At 63.0% G+C, this 15,924-nt stretch carries 14 protein-coding genes, 1 other RNA gene and 1 pseudogene; 7 read left to right on the top strand and 9 right to left on the bottom strand.

From position 1 onward, the window contains the following. The first annotated feature begins 60 nt into the window (after positions 1 to 60). From ACZ9GA_RS24660 to ACZ9GA_RS24635, 6 genes and pseudogenes are all read left to right on the top strand, one after another. The gene (locus tag ACZ9GA_RS24660; RefSeq protein WP_457360150.1) at positions 61 to 813 is read left to right on the top strand and encodes an SDR family NAD(P)-dependent oxidoreductase; all 753 of its coding nucleotides are present in this window, start codon (positions 61 to 63) and stop codon (positions 811 to 813) included. A 293-nt stretch (positions 814 to 1,106) separates the two neighbouring features. Continuing rightward, positions 1,107 to 1,637 carry a DUF3455 domain-containing protein gene (locus ACZ9GA_RS24655; RefSeq protein ID WP_457360151.1) on the top strand — a complete coding sequence of 177 codons (531 nt, stop codon included), beginning with the start codon at positions 1,107 to 1,109 and terminating at the stop codon, positions 1,635 to 1,637. A gap of 69 nt (positions 1,638 to 1,706) precedes the next feature. Next, positions 1,707 to 2,246 carry a sigma-70 family RNA polymerase sigma factor gene (locus tag ACZ9GA_RS24650; RefSeq protein ID WP_457360153.1) on the top strand — a complete coding sequence of 180 codons (540 nt, stop codon included), beginning with the start codon at positions 1,707 to 1,709 and terminating at the stop codon, positions 2,244 to 2,246. Next, on the top strand, positions 2,243 to 2,929 hold the full coding sequence (locus ACZ9GA_RS24645; protein ID WP_457360155.1) for an anti-sigma factor: 687 nt from the start codon (positions 2,243 to 2,245) through the stop codon (positions 2,927 to 2,929). Before ACZ9GA_RS24650 ends, ACZ9GA_RS24645 begins: the two co-directional genes overlap by 4 nt. Before the next feature lie 479 nt (positions 2,930 to 3,408). After that, entirely contained in the window at positions 3,409 to 3,633 is a 225-nt protein-coding gene (locus tag ACZ9GA_RS24640; protein WP_457360157.1) for a hypothetical protein, read from the top strand. A 197-nt stretch (positions 3,634 to 3,830) separates the two neighbouring features. Next, positions 3,831 to 3,935 (top strand): annotated as a pseudogene (locus tag ACZ9GA_RS24635) (DUF7079 family protein); the annotation flags it as partial. 97 nt (positions 3,936 to 4,032) lie between these two features. Here the strand turns inward: ACZ9GA_RS24635 and ACZ9GA_RS24630 are convergent. From ACZ9GA_RS24630 to ACZ9GA_RS24590, 9 genes are all read right to left on the bottom strand, one after another. Further along, a complete protein-coding gene (locus tag ACZ9GA_RS24630) occupies positions 4,033 to 5,544 on the bottom strand; it encodes an RNA-binding domain-containing protein (RefSeq protein ID WP_457360159.1) in 1,512 nt (503 codons plus the stop codon). 395 nt (positions 5,545 to 5,939) lie between these two features. Beyond that, on the bottom strand, positions 5,940 to 6,182 hold the full coding sequence (locus ACZ9GA_RS24625; RefSeq protein ID WP_457360161.1) for a hypothetical protein: 243 nt from the start codon (positions 6,180 to 6,182) through the stop codon (positions 5,940 to 5,942). Positions 6,183 to 6,276: 94 nt separating this feature from the next. Further along, positions 6,277 to 6,668, bottom strand: a transfer-messenger RNA (tmRNA) gene (ssrA, locus tag ACZ9GA_RS24620). Positions 6,669 to 6,761: 93 nt separating this feature from the next. After that, positions 6,762 to 7,043: a hypothetical protein gene (locus tag ACZ9GA_RS24615; protein ID WP_457360162.1), complete on the bottom strand. Its 282-nt coding sequence runs from the start codon at positions 7,041 to 7,043 to the stop codon at positions 6,762 to 6,764. Positions 7,044 to 7,414: 371 nt separating this feature from the next. Next, positions 7,415 to 10,219: an FAD-binding and (Fe-S)-binding domain-containing protein gene (locus ACZ9GA_RS24610; RefSeq protein WP_457360164.1), complete on the bottom strand. Its 2,805-nt coding sequence runs from the start codon at positions 10,217 to 10,219 to the stop codon at positions 7,415 to 7,417. Beyond that, positions 10,216 to 10,887: a LutC/YkgG family protein gene (locus tag ACZ9GA_RS24605; protein WP_457360166.1), complete on the bottom strand. Its 672-nt coding sequence runs from the start codon at positions 10,885 to 10,887 to the stop codon at positions 10,216 to 10,218. Before ACZ9GA_RS24605 ends, ACZ9GA_RS24610 begins: the two co-directional genes overlap by 4 nt. Next, on the bottom strand, positions 10,884 to 12,341 hold the full coding sequence (locus ACZ9GA_RS24600) for a LutB/LldF family L-lactate oxidation iron-sulfur protein (RefSeq protein ID WP_457360168.1): 1,458 nt from the start codon (positions 12,339 to 12,341) through the stop codon (positions 10,884 to 10,886). The genes ACZ9GA_RS24605 and ACZ9GA_RS24600 overlap by 4 nt, the downstream gene beginning before the upstream one ends. Next, positions 12,338 to 13,162 (bottom strand): (Fe-S)-binding protein, encoded by an 825-nt coding sequence (locus tag ACZ9GA_RS24595; protein WP_457360170.1) that lies wholly within the window; start codon positions 13,160 to 13,162, stop codon positions 12,338 to 12,340. The genes ACZ9GA_RS24600 and ACZ9GA_RS24595 overlap by 4 nt, the downstream gene beginning before the upstream one ends. Before the next feature lie 28 nt (positions 13,163 to 13,190). Further along, positions 13,191 to 14,885: a lactate permease LctP family transporter gene (locus ACZ9GA_RS24590; protein WP_457360172.1), complete on the bottom strand. Its 1,695-nt coding sequence runs from the start codon at positions 14,883 to 14,885 to the stop codon at positions 13,191 to 13,193. Between the two features lie 163 nt (positions 14,886 to 15,048). Between ACZ9GA_RS24590 and ACZ9GA_RS24585 the strand changes: the two genes are divergently transcribed. Further along, positions 15,049 to 15,816 carry a GntR family transcriptional regulator gene (locus ACZ9GA_RS24585; protein WP_027981858.1) on the top strand — a complete coding sequence of 256 codons (768 nt, stop codon included), beginning with the start codon at positions 15,049 to 15,051 and terminating at the stop codon, positions 15,814 to 15,816. The last annotated feature ends 108 nt before the right edge of the window (positions 15,817 to 15,924 follow it).

Raw genomic sequence — 15,924 nt, 5'->3', positions numbered from 1 at the left:
CGTCGATATGCTTCTCCCACACCGCAACACAACCCACTGATTCAAACCTGGAGAAACATCATGGCTCGCAAACTCGAAGGCAAAATCGCACTGGTCACCGGCGGCACCACTGGCATCGGCCTGGCCACCGCCAAACGCTTCGCCGCCGAAGGCGCCCACGTCTACATCACCGGCCGCCGCCAGGCCGAGCTCGACGCCGCCGTCGCCGCTGTCGGCAACGCCACCGGCGTGCAAGTCGACTCGACCCGCCTGGAGCAACTGGACAACCTCTACAGCCAGATCGGCGCTGCCCACGGCCACCTCGACGTACTGTTCGCCAACGCCGGCGGCGGCTCGATGCTGCCCCTGGGCGACATCACCGAACAGCACTACGACGACACCTTCGACCGCAACGTCAAAGGCGTGCTGTTCACCGTGCAGAAAGCCCTGCCGCTGCTGGCCAAGAACGCCTCGGTCATCCTCACCGGCTCCACCGCCGGCAGCTCGGGCACCGCCGCCTTCAGCGTGTACGCTGCGTCCAAGGCCGCCGTACGCTCCTTCGCCCGCAACTGGATCCTGGACCTCAAGGATCGCCACGTGCGCATCAACACCATCAGCCCGGGCGCCACCCGCACCCCAGGCCTGGTGGACCTGGCCGGCCCGGATGCCGCGCAACAGCAAGGCCTGCTTGACTACCTGGCCTCGCTCATCCCCATGGGCCGCGTGGGTGAAGCCGAAGAAATCGCCAGCGCTGCGCTGTTCCTGGCTTCGGACGACGCCAGCTTCGTCAACGGTATCGAGTTGTTCGTCGATGGTGGTCAGGCCCAGGTCTGACCTACGCGCCGGGCGGCCTTGCTCAGGCCGCCCATGCGCAGGCGTGTACCGCGATCCCCTTGTGGGACCGGGCGAAGCTCGGGAAGCGGTCACCAACCATACCGAGTCGTACGCTTCCCGAGCTTCGCCCGGTCCCACAGGGGGACGTGTGGAACCTCTCGCTTTGACTTGCGCCCGCCCCCGACGAACGGCGAGTCAATATCTTCAACCCCCTGCATCCAATCCGCCTCCCCACGGGTAGTACAGGTAGTAGCCAACGCTGCTGACCTGATCCCCTCCCTGGAGAGCACCACATGAACAGCAAAAATATCGTGGGCATCATCGCCGCCACCTGCCTCATGACCGCCATCCCCGCCGCCTTCGCGCAAACCAGCCTGCCGGAAAACATCAAAGTCCCGGACGGCCACAAAGTCGCCCTGCAAACCACAGGCGTCGGCGAAATCACCTACGAGTGCCGCGACAAGGCCAACGCCGCCGGCCAGACCGAATGGTTCTTCGTGGGCCCCAAAGCCGTGCTCAACGACCGCAGCGGCAAACAGATCGGCACCTACTTCGGCCCACCCGCCACCTGGCAAGCCCAGGACGGCTCCAACGTGACCGGCACCCAACTGGCCGTCGCCCCTTCGGCCCCGGGCGATCTGCCCTACCAACTGGTCAAAGCCAACCCCACCCAGGGCAAAGGCGCCATGAGCAACGTCAGCTACATCCAGCGCCTGGCCACCAAAGGCGGTGTAGCCCCGAAAACCGAATGCACCGCCGCCAACAAAGGCGCCCGCGAAGTGGTGAAATACCAGGCGGACTACGTGTTCTGGGCCGCCAATTGAGCCAACCCCGGGCCTGAAGTCGTCTACGCTGCTGCCAAGCACCCCAGCCCATGTCGACGGCAGAACAAAGTGTCCTTACCCGAGCCCCTTTTCGACTACGAAGCCTGCCTGGCCTCGTGCAGCCAAGGCGACCGGCAAGCGCTGCGCGACCTGTACCAACAGGAAAGCGCACGCCTGCTGGGCGTCGCCCAACGCATCGCGCGCGACAACGCGCTGGCCGAAGACATCCTGCACGACGTCTTCCTGCGGATATGGACACGCGCCAGCAGCTTCGACCCTACCCGCGGCTCCGCCCGGGGCTGGATCTACAGCGTCACGCGCCACCTGGCGCTCAACTTGGTGCGCAACCACGGGCGGGAAGTGCACATCGACGAACAAGCCGAAACTGCAACGGCCGAGCACCTGGACACCTTCGAATACCAAGCCCGCTCGGGGCGCATCTACACCTGCCTCGAACACCTGGACCCTGCGCGTCGCAACTGCATCCTGCACGCCTACGTGGATGGCTACTCGCATTCCGAAATTGCGCAGAAAGTGGGTGCGCCACTGGGCACCGTCAAAGCCTGGATCAAGCGCAGCCTGGCAGCATTGCGGGAGTGCATGGGATGACAGACCCAATTGATGAACTGGCAGGCGAATACGTGCTGGGCACGTTGCCGGCCGAGCAGCGTCGCGAGGTAGAGGCGCGCCTTGCCCATGATGTCGAACTGCGGATGGCGGTCGATGCGTGGGAGCGTCGCTTGCTAGCCCTGACCGAACTGGCAGAACCACACACCCCGACGCCCCAGTTGTGGGGGCGCATCGAACGCAGCCTGTTCCGCGAAGACCTGCCAGCACCCCGGGCTTCGTGGTGGAACCTGTTGCCCCTGTGGCGCGGGTTGGCGGGGGCGGGGCTGATGGCGACGCTGGTGCTGGGGGGCTTATTGCTGACACAAACGGCGCCCGTGCATACGACCAACTACCTGGTTGTATTGGTGGCCCCGCAGGACAAGGCGCCGGGGTGGGTGGTGCAGGCCAGTGACACGCGGGAGATACAACTGATACCGCTGGCGGACACGCCGGTGCCCAGCGACAAGGAACTGCAGTTCTGGACCAAGGTGGATGGCTGGCAGGGGCCGGTGTCGTTGGGGTTGGTGAAGCCTGGGCAGGTGCTGTCGGTGCCTGTGGATAAGTTGCCGCCGTTGGAGGCGAATCAGTTGTTTGAGTTGACGTTGGAGGGGCGTGGTGGGTCGCAGACGGGGCGGCCTACGGGGGCGGTGCAGTTTATTGGGCGGGCGGTGAAGGTGATATGAGGTGCAACTGGCGACTGTAGCCGAGCCCGGACCTGTAGCCGCTGCCGCCAGGCTGCGCTGGGCCGCATATGCAGCCCCGATATCCAGTGTGGCCAAGCCATGACGGAGCCGACCACTCGTTAGTGATCGTTTCCTGCAAATCCCTAGGAAGGTTCCTACAGCCGTACCAGCCCCGTAGTGCGCTAGCATAGGCAACGTCCGACAGAGCCCTCACAACCCCCGATGCTAGTCTGGCCGAATCGCTGAAACATCAGCGTTCGGGTGTGAGAACCCGTCGGAAATTGGAATGCAGCCTGCCGTCGAGCAGGCTGTCCTTCACTGCATCTTAGCTTCATGGCAGCCGTGCGCGGGCGGGCTTTGGCCCGACCGGGTTTCCCGTATTTCCCTGGTTCTCACCCCGCGTACGGCCGCCACCCAGTTCTGTGAGAAGGATTGGGTGGTTGGTCCTAGGATTGGCTTTGATAATACGGAGATGTGCCATGAGTGACGTTTTTGCGGATCAACATTTTTCCTCATCCCCTTTTTGTGTGCGGCCTGATGTCAGTGCTGAGCAGGTGCTTCTGCATTTGTCGCAGGTGCTTCGGGCGGGGGAGGCTGCGGCTTATGAACTGACGGAGAGTCCTGGGTTTAATGCCGGAGGGTTGGCGTTGGCCGGTAGTGCAGGCGATGGAGGCGGCGCAGGTGTTGGTGGGGCGGTTGATTGATTTTGAGGGCGGTGCGGGAAGTCGATAGCCTATGACCTTTGTCACGATTTTCCGGAGTGGGCCTTGTTCATGGCGTAGGCGGAGAGCTGTGCGCAAGTCTTGATATGTACTCAAGCCTCTACGGGCAGGTGTCCACGTTTTATGGAATGTGGACACCTGGAGATCTGGCATTCAGGGGTTTTTAGGAGGCCCCCCAGTTGATCGATCAGCAACCCACAAAGCTGTGGTGGATCCTCTCAGACGCTTTCGTCGACAACGAGGTCGACTACCCCGCAATTGCCCGGCAGCTCCAAGGATTCGATCCTCCCTATTGAACGAGCCCCATGAAAGACGGGTGGACCTGTGGCGAAGTGTGTAAAGCGCCAGATTGCGCTCGCGCAAGGAAGTGGTTGTCTGGGCTCAGTCGTTTGAGGAGCGTTGTTCGGCCTTTAGCACTCGGCCGGCCGCAGTCAGGCGATAGCGTTGCTTGCTGCTGTTGGGCTTGCTTGGAATGGTCATCTCGACCACGCCAAGCGCCAGTAGTGGGGCCAAAACCTGCTCGCGGAACTTGCTGCGGTTGCTGCGCCCGACGAAGGTCATTAGCTCTGGCGCAGAATGATCGCCTGTCATCTTGTACAGCAGCGTTACCTGCTCTTGCTGCAAGGGCAGGCGAGGGTCGGATTGCTCCCCTTCGGCAGCGGACTCAGTCCCTACTTGGTCCCTACTTGGTCCCGACTTAGTCCCTACTTGGTCCCCACTTGGGCCCGAAAGAGGCCCTTTTTCAACGGCGCGCTGAATCACCACCTTGAACTGATTACTCTGCCGGTCGTCCTCCAGCTGGATCATTGGCCAAGCATCGATAGCGCGCGGGATGCCGGTGCCCAAACCGCGGTAGGGGAGAATGTGCACTGCATGCGAAGTGAGCGTCGGGTTACGACGGTTGGACAGGCCGAATCGAATTTTATCGGTATCGAGCACATCAGGCAGATGCCCGGGGCTGATCAGTTCGATGCGGTCGGCGAAGATCATGATCCGGATGGAGGCGCTGACAAAGTAGTCGCGGTGGATCAGGGCATTGACCAGCAGTTCTTCAAATACCTCCTCCGGCACTTCCAGCTGGCCGAGGGAGTTGAAGCCCTGCTGGCGCTGCACGTGGCGTAGGTTGCGCTTTATGAAAGAAAGGCTGCGTCGGTACTGCTCCTGCAGGTTACCGTCGATATCTTCACTGTCTAGATAGTGTCGGTCATGCAGAACTGTGCCCGGAAACGCCACGGCCTTGATATCGAACGCCGGGCACAGACGTTGTGGCGCCTGGCCGAAGAGCAGCAAGCCGGCCAAATTGGGTGTGCCGTCGCTGGCGAGGCCGAGATTTTCCAGGATACGGATGGTTTCTAAACCAGTCTGCTCAGGGCTTTGCCGAAAGCGATGTTGGAAGTACTCGCCAAGCGCCTTCGCGTCGATGTCCGCTACGCTGCTGCCCCTCACTGGTACCGCATCGGCACACACTAGCCCGGCCTGCTGGAACAAACGTTGCAGTTCTTCACGGGCTGTGACCCGACGCTTGTCGGAGCCGTTTTTTACCCAGATGCGACCCTGGCTATCGACAAAGGGTTTGTTAAGCCCTTGTTCTACTGTCACCACCATGACCAGTCCGTGCTCGGTCTGAATGTTGCAGGACAATGGATTGATCGCCGGGCGGACGTTCTGGGAGGCCGCATTGGAGAGCAGTTGATTGAGTCGCCCAATGTCGGTACTACTCAGCCCGCTAAACTCCCCTGAGTCCTCTACGCCGATTATCAGATAGCCACCGGACGTATTGGCGAACGCCACCAACTCGGCTGTCAAGGCATCAATATTGTTGAAATCGCGCTTGAACTGATGGCGACTGTCCTCACCACGGGCAAGGATCTGATGAAGCTCGGCAAGGGTCATTAAGCGTCTCTAGGTGTCGCGGTCGATAAGTCGTGTAGTAGGGGGCATTATCCCTCATGAACGAGTACGGTGGCCAACCCAGCAATCAGAATCGGCGTCATCCTGTTTGTGCCCACAAGTTTTCATTCAAGGCCTCCAGCACCACGGCCAGGTTCCCGCCGAGCACTTTGTCCAGCCGCTGGCTTCGGTATCGCTATGTATTTGGGGGGAAATTGCCAGGGCTTTTCCGTCTGGCGGGGGGGGTGAGCTGGGGCGGGCGTTTTCGCAGGCTTTGGGGGGGGGTTAGTGGTTTTGAGGGCCAGCGCAGCCTGCGGCAGCGGCTACGGGGCGCTTGGCTGGGGGAGTGGGGTGGCTTTTTCCCGAGCTTCGCCCGGTCCCACAGGGGGGGAGGGGGCTTAGGCTTGGAGGGCCTGGAGTCGTTCTTGCACTGCATCATCGAAGATGATGTACAGCGTTTCGACATCCGCAGGCTTGACCTTGCGCCCACTTTCCAACTCGCCGATCAGGGCGATCTGCATTTCCGCTTCGCGCTCCAGGTCCGCCCGTGTGCTCGCCGCATTCAACGCGCGCACCAGGTCATCGATCTGGTTGCGTACAGGCTTGGCAAGCTTCAACAGGTCCAGGCGTTCTTGGAGCATGGGGGCGATCTCTGGCGGGAAATGGAGGGGTAGTGAAGACCCTGGAAACAAAAAAAGGCACCCGCTAGAGGTGCCTTTTTCGTGACGCTTTGTTTGGTGGAGCCGGGGGGATTTGAACCCCCGTCCGCCAGTACTCCGCTGTCGGTTCTACATGCTTAGCCGTGTCTACTAAGTTAACCCTCGGCCGCCCGACGGGCAGGGTGCTTCAGGCGAGTTGTGTAAGTTTTAGGCGCTTCGTCCACAACGTACTAGGCGACGATTCTGTTCTATATGACAATCGCTTCGAGTTTACAGACATCCTCTAACGATTGCTGGAGCCGAAGCTACCAGAAGGGAAAGCTAACACCGCTTACGCGGCGAGAGCGAATTCCCCGTAATTGTCATCATTGGCAATTATAAAGTTTGCAACAGTGGATTTACGAGTTCTGTTACCCACTCGGCATGCACCTAGAGTTTCGTTACCGGCGTCGAATCCTAATCGGCCCCGCTTTCTGCTCTTGCCTGCCCGCGTTAGCGAGCAAGACGGTCAGTGTACGGCAAAACGCGCCGTGAGTCGACCGTCTGTCATCCTTGAAGCTGTTACTGGCCTTTGCCGTCGCTGTTGTTGGCCTTTTCGTACTCTTGCAGCACGCGGGTGGACAGGGCGATGCACTTGTCTTTGTCGCCGCTGCTCTGGGCTGCCTGGGCTTTCTGGATGTCTTCCTTGTTGGCTTCCATGATCTGCGCGGAGGCGCTGCCGGCGGTTTTGTCCTGGTCGTCGATTTTCTGCAGGTTGGCGGCGCACAGGTCGTCGGCGGCGAAGGCGTGGGAGGTCATCAGGGCGGCGGCCATGCACAGGCCAGTCAGGGTGATGCGTTTCATGGTAAGTCTCCTCGACGTGGAAGACTCGGCAGCGCCGACCGTGAATGGCTCAGGCACCGAGCGGTTGGGCCTTTTTAGCAGGCCTTGATAGATGGACTTTGGGGGATGTGAGGGGTTCGAAATATTTGCGCGGGGATAGTGGGAAAAAGCCATTTCAATTGCAACTGAATACTTCGGCGGTGAATGGTTCCCGGGCAGAGCCCGGTCCTACACCGGTCGCGGCAGTGGTGTCAGTTAGGCAAAGCAATCCGCCTTTGGTATTTCATCGGTAGACCTGCGTTGCTACCAAAAGCGGATAGCTTTGCGTCCCTGACACCACTGCCGCGATCGGTGTAGGACCGGGCTCTGCCCGGGAACCAGCCACCACCGATCTAAACCGCCCGCGTCACACGGTCCACCAGATAAACCAGGCTGTGGTAGTCGATGCCGCTGTGGCTGCTCAGCCCGATTTCACAGGTGCGGCTGGTGGAGATGCCTTCTTCGCAGTACTGCACGGCATCCTTCAACGTGCGCAGGGCATGGTCGTTGAGCTCCGGGGTGGTGAAGCCTTTGTCCCCCGCGAATCCGCAGCAGTGGATGCCTTCGGGTATCACCACCTGGGTGCTGCAGCGCCGCGCCAGGTCGATCAGTGCCTGGCTTTCGCCCAGATGCTGGGTGCTGCAGGTGACGTGCACGGCGATGGGGGTGTCTTGCGGGGTGAAGATCAGTTTGTCCAGCAGGTGGGTGCGGATAAAACGTACCGGGTCGTAAAGGTCGAGGCGTGTTTCGGCCAGGTCTTGCACCAGGCGCAGGGTGCAGGGGCTGGTGTCGCAGTAGATGGGGTCCAGGCCGCCGCGGCTGGCGGTGAGCAGGGCGGCGATGAGTTGCTGGCGTTTGTGTTCGGCTTGCTCGGCGTAGCCTTTGGAGGCGAAGGGTTGGCCGCAGCAGAGGCTGTCCTGGTCGGCGGGGAAGATGACCTGGTACCCGGCTTTTTCCAGCAGGGCGCGGGTTTTGTCGAGCAGGGAGGTTTGTTCGCGGTCGCTGGCGGCGGGGCCCATGACGCGCGATACGCAGGCGGCCAGGTAGACCACGCGCGGGCGGGCGTCGGTGACCTGTGGGGGGATGCGGATGGCGTTTTCCGGCTGGGGCATGGCCGGGGTCCATTGTGGCACGCGGCCTTGGCTGGCGCGGGTGAGGCGCGCGGACAGGCTGGCCAGGCGTGGGGCGCCGAGTAGCATGCGGGCGCCGTTGGCGACGTGCAGGGTGAAGCGGGCGCCTTGCAGGGCGGTGGCGAAGTGGTTGCCTAGCCAGGTGGCGGCCTTGAGGTTGGTGGCGGTGCGGGCGCGCAGTTTTTTTACCAGTTCGCCGGTGTTGATGCCCACGGGGCAGCGTTGGGCGCACAGGCCGGTGGCGGCGCAGGTGTCGATGCCCTGGTATTGGTAGTCGCGCTCGAGGGCGGTGGTGTCGAGGCCTGCGCGTTTTTTTGCCTGGATGTCGCGCCACATCACGATGCGTTGGCGCGGGCTGAGGGTGAGGCCTTTGGACGGGCATACCGGTTCGCAGAAGCCGCATTCGATGCATTTGTCGACGATGGCGTCGGCGGCGGGCAGAGGCTTGAGATTTTTCAGGTGGATCTGTGGGTCTGTGCTCAGTACTACGTCAGGGTTGAGGATGCCGGTGGGGTCGAGCAGGCGTTTGAGTTGCCACATCAACTGGTAGGCGTCGTGGCCCCATTCCAGTTCGACGAAGGGCGCCATGTTGCGGCCGGTGCCGTGTTCGGCTTTCAGCGAGCCGCCGAATTCCACGGCCACCAGGTGCGCTACGTCGTCCATGAAGGCCTGGTAGCGCGCCACTTCTTCGGGGTTGTTGAAGCCCTGGGTGAAGACGAAGTGCAGGTTGCCCTCCAGGGCGTGGCCGAACAGGATGGCTTCGTCGTAGTGGTGTTTGTCGAACAGCGCGATGAGGCGGTTGACGCCGATGGCCAGTTGTTCGACGGGGAAGGTCACGTCTTCGATGATGACGGTGGTGCCGGTCTGGCGCACGGCGCCGACGGCGGGGAAGGTGTCTTTGCGGATGGCCCACAGGCGGGCGTTTTCCACAGGGTCTTCGCTGAAGTCGACCTGGCGCTCCACGGGGAAGGTCGCCAGCGCGGTCATGATTTGCGCGAGTTGTTCGTGCAGCAGGGCCTGGCTGGCGGCGCGGCTTTCGATCAGCAGGGCGCAGGCGCCGTCGGACAGTTCGCGGACGAAGGCGGGCATGCCTTTCATGTCCTGCACCGAGCGCATGCTGCGGCGGTCCAGCAGTTCCACGGCGGCTACGGGCTGGGTTTTGAGCACGGTGACGGCGGTGCAGCAGGTTTCCACGTTGGGGAACACGATCAGCGCCGAGGCCTTGAAAGGGTGATCGATGACGGTGTCGTAGGTGACGGCACTGATAAAGCCCAGGGTGCCTTCGGAGCCGACCAATAGGTGGCTGAGGATGTCCAGCGGTTCGTCATAGTCGACCAGGGCGTTGAGTGACAGGCCGGTGGTGTTTTTCAGACGGTATTTGTGGCGGATTCGCGCGGCCAGTTCGGCGTTGGCGCGGGTCTCGCGGCCCAGTTCGGCCAGGCGGTCGAGCAGGGCTGAGTGGCTGTGGCGGAAGGCGGCGACGCTGGCCGGGTCTTCGCTGTCCAGGCGGGTGCCGTCGGCCAGTACCAGGCGCATGCCGGCCAGGGTGTGGTAGGTGTTCTGTGCGGTGCCGCAGCACATGCCGCTGGCGTTGTTGGCGACGATGCCGCCGATTTTGCAGGCGTTGATCGAGGCCGGGTCGGGGCCGATCTTGCGCCCGAACGGCGCCAGCCAGGCGTTGGCCTGGGCGCCGATGACGCCTGGTTGCAGGCGGATCTGCGTGCCCTGGCCGCGGATTTCGCGGCCGTTCCAGTTGTCGCCCAGCACGATCAATACCGAGTCGCTGATGGCCTGGCCGGACAGGCTGGTGCCGGCGGCGCGGAAGGTAACCGGCACGTGTTCGCGGTGGGCGAGTTTGAGCAGAGCCACCACTTCGTCCTCGGATTCCACGCGGATCACGAGCTTGGGGATCAGCCGGTAGAAGCTGGCGTCGGTACCGAAGGCCAGGGTGGAGGTGGGGTCGTCGAAGCGCCGTGCAGCCGGGATCAGTTGGCAGGCTTCACGCACAAAGGCAGCGGGCAGGCTCATTGGTCCTCCAGGATCAGCACCACCAGGTCTTTGGGGCCGTGGGCGCCGTAGGCCAGCACTTGTTCGATGTCGGCGGTTTTCGACGGGCCGGAGATCAGCAGGGCGTTGGTGGGCATGCCGCCGGCCCAGTTGAACTGGCGTTGTACCTGGTAGAAGTTATCGTGGATTTCGCTGGCTTTCAGCAGGGCGAAATGCACGGGCGGCACCAGGCTCATCAAGCGCGGTTCTTCACGGGTTGGCCATACGATCAGGCTGCCGGTGGCGGCGATGGCGCCCAGGGTACTGGTCAGGCTGGCGCTGGTGTCGTTGAACAGTTCGGCTTTCCATTCTTCCACGGGGCGGTCGTAGGCCTTGAGCGTGGGCAGGTCTTGTTGGCCTTGCCATTGGGCGGTCACGCGCTGGCCGTGGGCGGTGCCGGGGGCGATCAGCAGGTCGGGCGTTTGCCGGTCGCGCAGCAGTTGCGCCAGCAGCGCGGGCCAGGCGGCGTCAGTGGTGAGGTGGATCTCGGTGTGCACCGCTTCCATCAGTTTGCGCAGTTGGGCCACGCGTTCGCCCTGTGCATAAGTCCACGGCCGGGTGACCAGGCCTTCGTCGAAGTTATCCACAATCGGCGTGGTGCCTTCCAGGCTTTTGCGCAGTTTGGCGAGGATGTTGTGCTTGGCGTTCATCGGCGGTCTCCCTGCTGGGCCAGGTGTTCGCGGGCCATGTCGTGCAGCGACCGGGCGGCGGGTTTCGGTGCGCTGTGGTTTTGTGTCCAGGGGCCGACGTTGCCGGGCACAAGGTTGCGCAGGCGCGTGGCAAAGAAGCTGAACAGCCGGTATAGCACGGGCGAGCGGTTGAGGGCGGCCCAGGCGTTCCAGATCAGGCGTTCCTTGCGCGAGTATTTGCTGCCTTGGCCGCGCATCACTGGATGGGGGCTGTCGGGGGCTTTGACGTTTTCTTCGCGCAGGCGGCGCAGGATGGCCGGGATGGGGATTTTCACCGGGCACACTTCACCGCACGCGCCGCACAGCGACGAGGCGCTGGGGTGGTCGGGCACCTTGGCCAGGCCGACCATGTGCGGGGTAATGATTTTGCCGATGGGGCCGGGGTAGACCTCGCCGTAGGTGTGGCCGCCGACGCGGGTGTACACCGGGCAGTGGTTCATGCAGGCGCCGCAGCGGATGCAGTTGAGGCTTTGGCGCAGTTCGCTGTCGGCGAAGGCCTGGCTGCGGCCGTTGTCCAGCAGCACCAGGTGCACTTCCCGGGGGCCGTCGCGCTCGTCGGCCTTGCGTGGGCCGCTGATCATGTTGACGTAGGTGGTGATCGGGATGCCCAGCGCCGAGCGGGTCAGCAGTGATAGCAGGGGCACGGTGTCGCGCAGGTTTTCCACGACTTTTTCGATGCCGGTGACGGCGATGTGCACTGGCGGCACGGTGGTGGACATGCGGCCGTTGCCTTCGTTTTCCACCAGCAGCAGGGTGCCGGTTTCGGCCACGGCGAAGTTGACGCCGGACACGCCGATGTCGGCTTCCAAGAACTTCTGCCGCAGCACGCTACGGCCGATCTGGATCAGTTGGTCGACGTCCTGGGTGTACTCCACGCCGAGTTTGTCGTGGAACAGCGAGGCGACCTGGCCAGCGTTTTTGTGGATGGCCGGCATGATGATGTGCGAGGGTTTTTCGTGGTCGAGCTGGACGATGTACTCGCCCATGTCGGACTCCAGGCACTCGATGCCCTGGGCCTCCAGCGCGTGGTTCATCTCCATTTCTTCGCTGACCATGGACTTGCCTTTCACCACCTGGCGGGCGCCGTGGGCATCGATGATCGACTGGACGATGGCGTTGGCCTCGCCCGTGGTCTCGGCCCAGTGCACGGTGACGCCGTTGCGGGTGAGGTTGCGCTCCAGGGTTTCCAGCAGTTCGGGCAGCTTGGACAGGGCGCGGGCGCGCACGGCGTTACCGAGGGCGCGCAGTTGCTCGCGCTCGTCGGGGTCGGCGAAGGCCACGGCGCGCTTGGTCATCAGCGAATCCATGGCTTTGCGGAAGTTGTTGCGCAGTTGCTGGTCGCCCAGGGCGGTGTGGGCGCGGGCGCGGAAGTCTTCTTCGATTTCGACGGTAGGAATGCGGGCTTGGGAGTTCATCGGCTACCTCCGCTACGTTGCCACAGGAAGCTGGCCAGGTGTTGGCCGCGCAGGGCTTCGCGCTGTTTTTCCAGGGCGCCGTTGATGTTCATCAGGCAGCCGCAGTCGGCGCTGAGCACCTGGTGCGCGCCGGAGTCCTTCAGGTTGCGGGTTTTGTCGGCCACCATGGCGCCGGAAATATCCGGCATGCGCACGCTGAAGGTGCCGCCGAAGCCGCAGCATTCGCTTTCGTGGCTGTGCTCCACACGCTCGACGTTGGCCAATTGCGCCAGCAGGGCACGGCCGTGCAGGTGGGTGTTCATTTCCCGGCGGGCCGAGCAGGACGTGTGCAGCGCTACCTTCACGGGTTGGCCGCTGTCCTTGAGTTGCACTTTGCACACGTGCAGCAGGAATTCGGCCAGCTCATAGGTGCGTTCGGCCAGGGACTGCACCTGTTTGAGCATGTCGGGTTCGCCCTTGAATAGGTCGGCGTAGTGCTGGCGCAGCATGCCGGCGCAGGAGCCGGACGGCACCACCACGGGCTGGTCGCCGGCGAACAGTTTCAGCTGCGCGCGTGCCACTTCCCGCGCCTGATCGGTATAGCCGCTGGTGTAGGCCGGTTGGCCGCAGCAGGTCTGGCCTGGGGGAAAGTCGACGCGAATGCCTTCGCGTTCCAGCAGGCGGATCGCGTCCATGCCGGCTTCGGGGTAGAACAGGTCGACCACGCAGGTGCCGAACAGGTGCACCCGCGCGGGTTTGCTGGCCGGGTAGCTACGTGGCGCCGGGATAGGCGGGGCCACGCGGGTGGCGTTGGGCACGGCGTTGTAGAAAAGCTCGCTCATCAGGCGTCGTCTCCGGGTGTGTGCCGCATCAATGCACCAGCATGCCGGTGAACCAGTACGCCTGGGCCAGGGTGATCAGGCCGACGATGGTGGCGAAGAACAGGCTGTGCTTGAGAGTGAACCGGAACAGGTCCGACTCTTTACCCACCAGGCCGGTGGCGGCGCAGGCCACGGCGATGGATTGCGGCGAGATCATTTTGCCGGTCACGCCGCCGCTGGTATTGGCCGCCACCAGCAGGGTGTCGCTGACGTTGATCTGGTGCGCGGTGGTGGCCTGCAGCGAGCTGAACAGGGCGTTGGACGAGGTGTCGGACCCGGTCAGGAACACGCCCAGCCAGCCCAAAAACGGCGAGAAGAACGGAAACGCCGCGCCCGTGCCCGCCAGTACCAGGGCCATGGTCGACGACATGCCCGAGTAGTTGGTGACGAAGGCGAAGGCCAGCACCATGCCGATGGACAGGATGGGCAAACGCAGTTCGTACAGCGTTTCAAAGAAAGTGGTCATACCAATTCTGGATTTGATCTTCAGTACCGCCATAGACACCAGGGCGGCGAGGAAGATGGCAGTACCGGTGGCCGAGATCGGGTCCAGCTTGAGCACGGCGGCAATCGGGGTAGGCGCGGCAGCGATCGGCGCCACCTTGATCACCAGTTGGTCCAGGTGCGGGACGGCGAAGCTGAACACGGTCGAGTACATCGCCCCACCGGCGGCGAACAGTGCCTTGAAGGGTTTCAGTGTCCAAATGGTCACCAGCACGGTGAGAATCAGGAACGGCGACCAGGCCTTGAGAATGTCGCCAAAGCTGTAGGGCGATACCGCTTGGCTGCGCGGCTTGCCGAAGCCGCCGACGCTGGCCACGGCGGCCGCGCCGTCGGCGGTGCCGGCAATGTGGTCGCCGGCGCTGCGGTGCGGTTGCCACACTTTCAAAAACAGGGTCAGCGCGATCAGGCTGACCAGCGCCGAGGTGATGTCGGGCAGCTCCGGGCCAATGAAGTTGGAGGTGAAGTACTGGGTGATGGCGAAGCTGGCGCCGGCCACCAGGGCGGCGGGCCAGGTTTCGCGCACGCCGCGCATGCCGTCCATCATGAACACCAGCCAGAATGGCACGAACACCGACAGCAACGGCAGTTGGCGGCCAGCCATGGCGCCGATCTTGAAGGCGTCGATGCCGGTGACCTGGCCGGCGACGATGATCGGGATGCCCAGGGCGCCGAAGGCGACCGGCGCGGTGTTGGCGATCAGGCACAGGCCGGCCGCGTACAGCGGGTTGAAGCCCAGGCCTACCAGCAGGGCAGCGGTGATGGCCACCGGTGCGCCGAAACCGGCCGCGCCTTCCAGGAAGGCGCCGAAGCAGAAACCGATCAGCAGCACCTGCAGGCGCTGGTCGTCGGTGATCGACAGTACCGAGCTGCGGATGATTTCGAACTGACCGCTTTTCACCGTCAGTTTGTACAGGAACACCGCTGCCACGATGATCCAGGCAATGGGCCACAAGCCATACAGGAAGCCATAGCCGGCCGCGGCCAGGGCCATGTCGGTGGGCATGCCGAAGGCGAAGATCGCCACCAGCACCGCCAATACCAGGGTGATGCTGCCCGCCACGTGGCCTTTGAGGCGAAACACGGCCAGGGCGAGGAAGAAGAATACGATCGGGATGACAGCGGCGAGCGCCGACAGGCCAAGGCTGCCGAGCGGGCTGTAGAGTTGTTGCCAGGTTTGCATGTGGGGTGGCCCCTAATTGTTGTTGGTCAGGCACTTCGCGGCTATTGGCAAATTGGTAATACCAATTTACAATGCAGCGTTGCTAGGTTAAAACCCCTGTTGGCGGTGTGTCAATTTGTCACCGTGCAACTTTGGTCGCAGTTCGATGGGTGGAGAGGTGGTGATGGCGTTTGATCAGGTGCGGCAGCGTCGTCTGTCCGACGATATTGTCGAGCGGCTGGAAGGCATGATTCTGGAAGGCACCCTGCGTGCCGGCGAGCGGTTGCCGGCAGAGCGGGCGTTGGCCGAGCAGTTCGGCGTGTCGCGGCCGTCGCTGCGCGAGGCCATCCAGAAGCTGGTGGCCAAGGGCATGCTGATGAGCCGGCAGGGTGGTGGTAACTATGTAGTGGAATCGCTGGGGTCGACCTTCAGTGACCCGCTGATGCAGTTGCTGGAGAGCAACCCCGAGTCGCAGCGCGATCTGCTGGAGTTTCGCCACACGCTGGAGGCGTCATGCGCGTTCTATGCGGCCAAGCGTGCCACCGAGCTGGATCGCGAGCGATTGAAGGTGGCGTTCGACGCGTTGCTCGACTGCTACGCGCGGGAAGACAAGGTGACCCGTGCGGAGGAGGGGGCGGCGGATGCCAACTTCCACCTGGCGATTGCCGAGGCCAGCCATAACGCGGTGCTGCTGCACACCATTCGCGGGCTGTTCGACCTGCTCAAGCGCAACGTGGTAATCAACATTGGTGGGATGTACGAGCAGCGCAGCGAAACCCGCGACATGCTGATCAGCCAGCATCGCGAGTTGTACCAGGCCATTATCGAGGGGCGTGCCGAAGACGCCCGAGAGATCTCCAGCCGGCACATCCTGTATGTGCAGGAAGTGCTGGATGAAGTCAGGCAGCAGGTGCAGCGCGTGGCGCGGGCAGAGCGGCGCAAGGGGCTTTGATCGCGGTTGGGGTTGAGGGCCTCATCGCGAGCAAGCTTTGCTCCCACAGCGCTAACCACACCTGAGGTGTACGCCTGTGGGAGCAAAGCTTGCTCGCGATGAGGCCGG

It is taken from the genome of Pseudomonas sp. TE3644 (assembly GCF_056278815.1).
The sequence above is the reverse complement of the archived record's forward strand: the minus strand, read 5'-3'. Positions and strand labels throughout refer to the sequence as shown.

Excerpts from the sequence above, each read along its gene's own strand:
- ACZ9GA_RS24660 (WP_457360150.1), top strand. The coding sequence starts at position 61 with ATGGCTCGCAAACTCGAAGGCAAAATCGCACTGGTCACCGGCGGCACC.
- ACZ9GA_RS24655 (WP_457360151.1), top strand. The coding sequence starts at position 1,107 with ATGAACAGCAAAAATATCGTGGGCATCATCGCCGCCACCTGCCTCATG.
- ACZ9GA_RS24645 (WP_457360155.1), top strand. The coding sequence starts at position 2,243 with ATGACAGACCCAATTGATGAACTGGCAGGCGAATACGTGCTGGGCACG.
- ACZ9GA_RS24640 (WP_457360157.1), top strand. The coding sequence starts at position 3,409 with ATGAGTGACGTTTTTGCGGATCAACATTTTTCCTCATCCCCTTTTTGT.
- ACZ9GA_RS24630 (WP_457360159.1), bottom strand. The coding sequence starts at position 5,544 with ATGACCCTTGCCGAGCTTCATCAGATCCTTGCCCGTGGTGAGGACAGT.
- ACZ9GA_RS24625 (WP_457360161.1), bottom strand. The coding sequence starts at position 6,182 with ATGCTCCAAGAACGCCTGGACCTGTTGAAGCTTGCCAAGCCTGTACGC.
- ACZ9GA_RS24615 (WP_457360162.1), bottom strand. The coding sequence starts at position 7,043 with ATGAAACGCATCACCCTGACTGGCCTGTGCATGGCCGCCGCCCTGATG.
- ACZ9GA_RS24610 (WP_457360164.1), bottom strand. The coding sequence starts at position 10,219 with ATGAGCCTGCCCGCTGCCTTTGTGCGTGAAGCCTGCCAACTGATCCCG.
- ACZ9GA_RS24605 (WP_457360166.1), bottom strand. The coding sequence starts at position 10,887 with ATGAACGCCAAGCACAACATCCTCGCCAAACTGCGCAAAAGCCTGGAA.
- ACZ9GA_RS24600 (WP_457360168.1), bottom strand. The coding sequence starts at position 12,341 with ATGAACTCCCAAGCCCGCATTCCTACCGTCGAAATCGAAGAAGACTTC.
- ACZ9GA_RS24595 (WP_457360170.1), bottom strand. The coding sequence starts at position 13,162 with ATGAGCGAGCTTTTCTACAACGCCGTGCCCAACGCCACCCGCGTGGCC.
- ACZ9GA_RS24590 (WP_457360172.1), bottom strand. The coding sequence starts at position 14,885 with ATGCAAACCTGGCAACAACTCTACAGCCCGCTCGGCAGCCTTGGCCTG.
- ACZ9GA_RS24585 (WP_027981858.1), top strand. The coding sequence starts at position 15,049 with ATGGCGTTTGATCAGGTGCGGCAGCGTCGTCTGTCCGACGATATTGTC.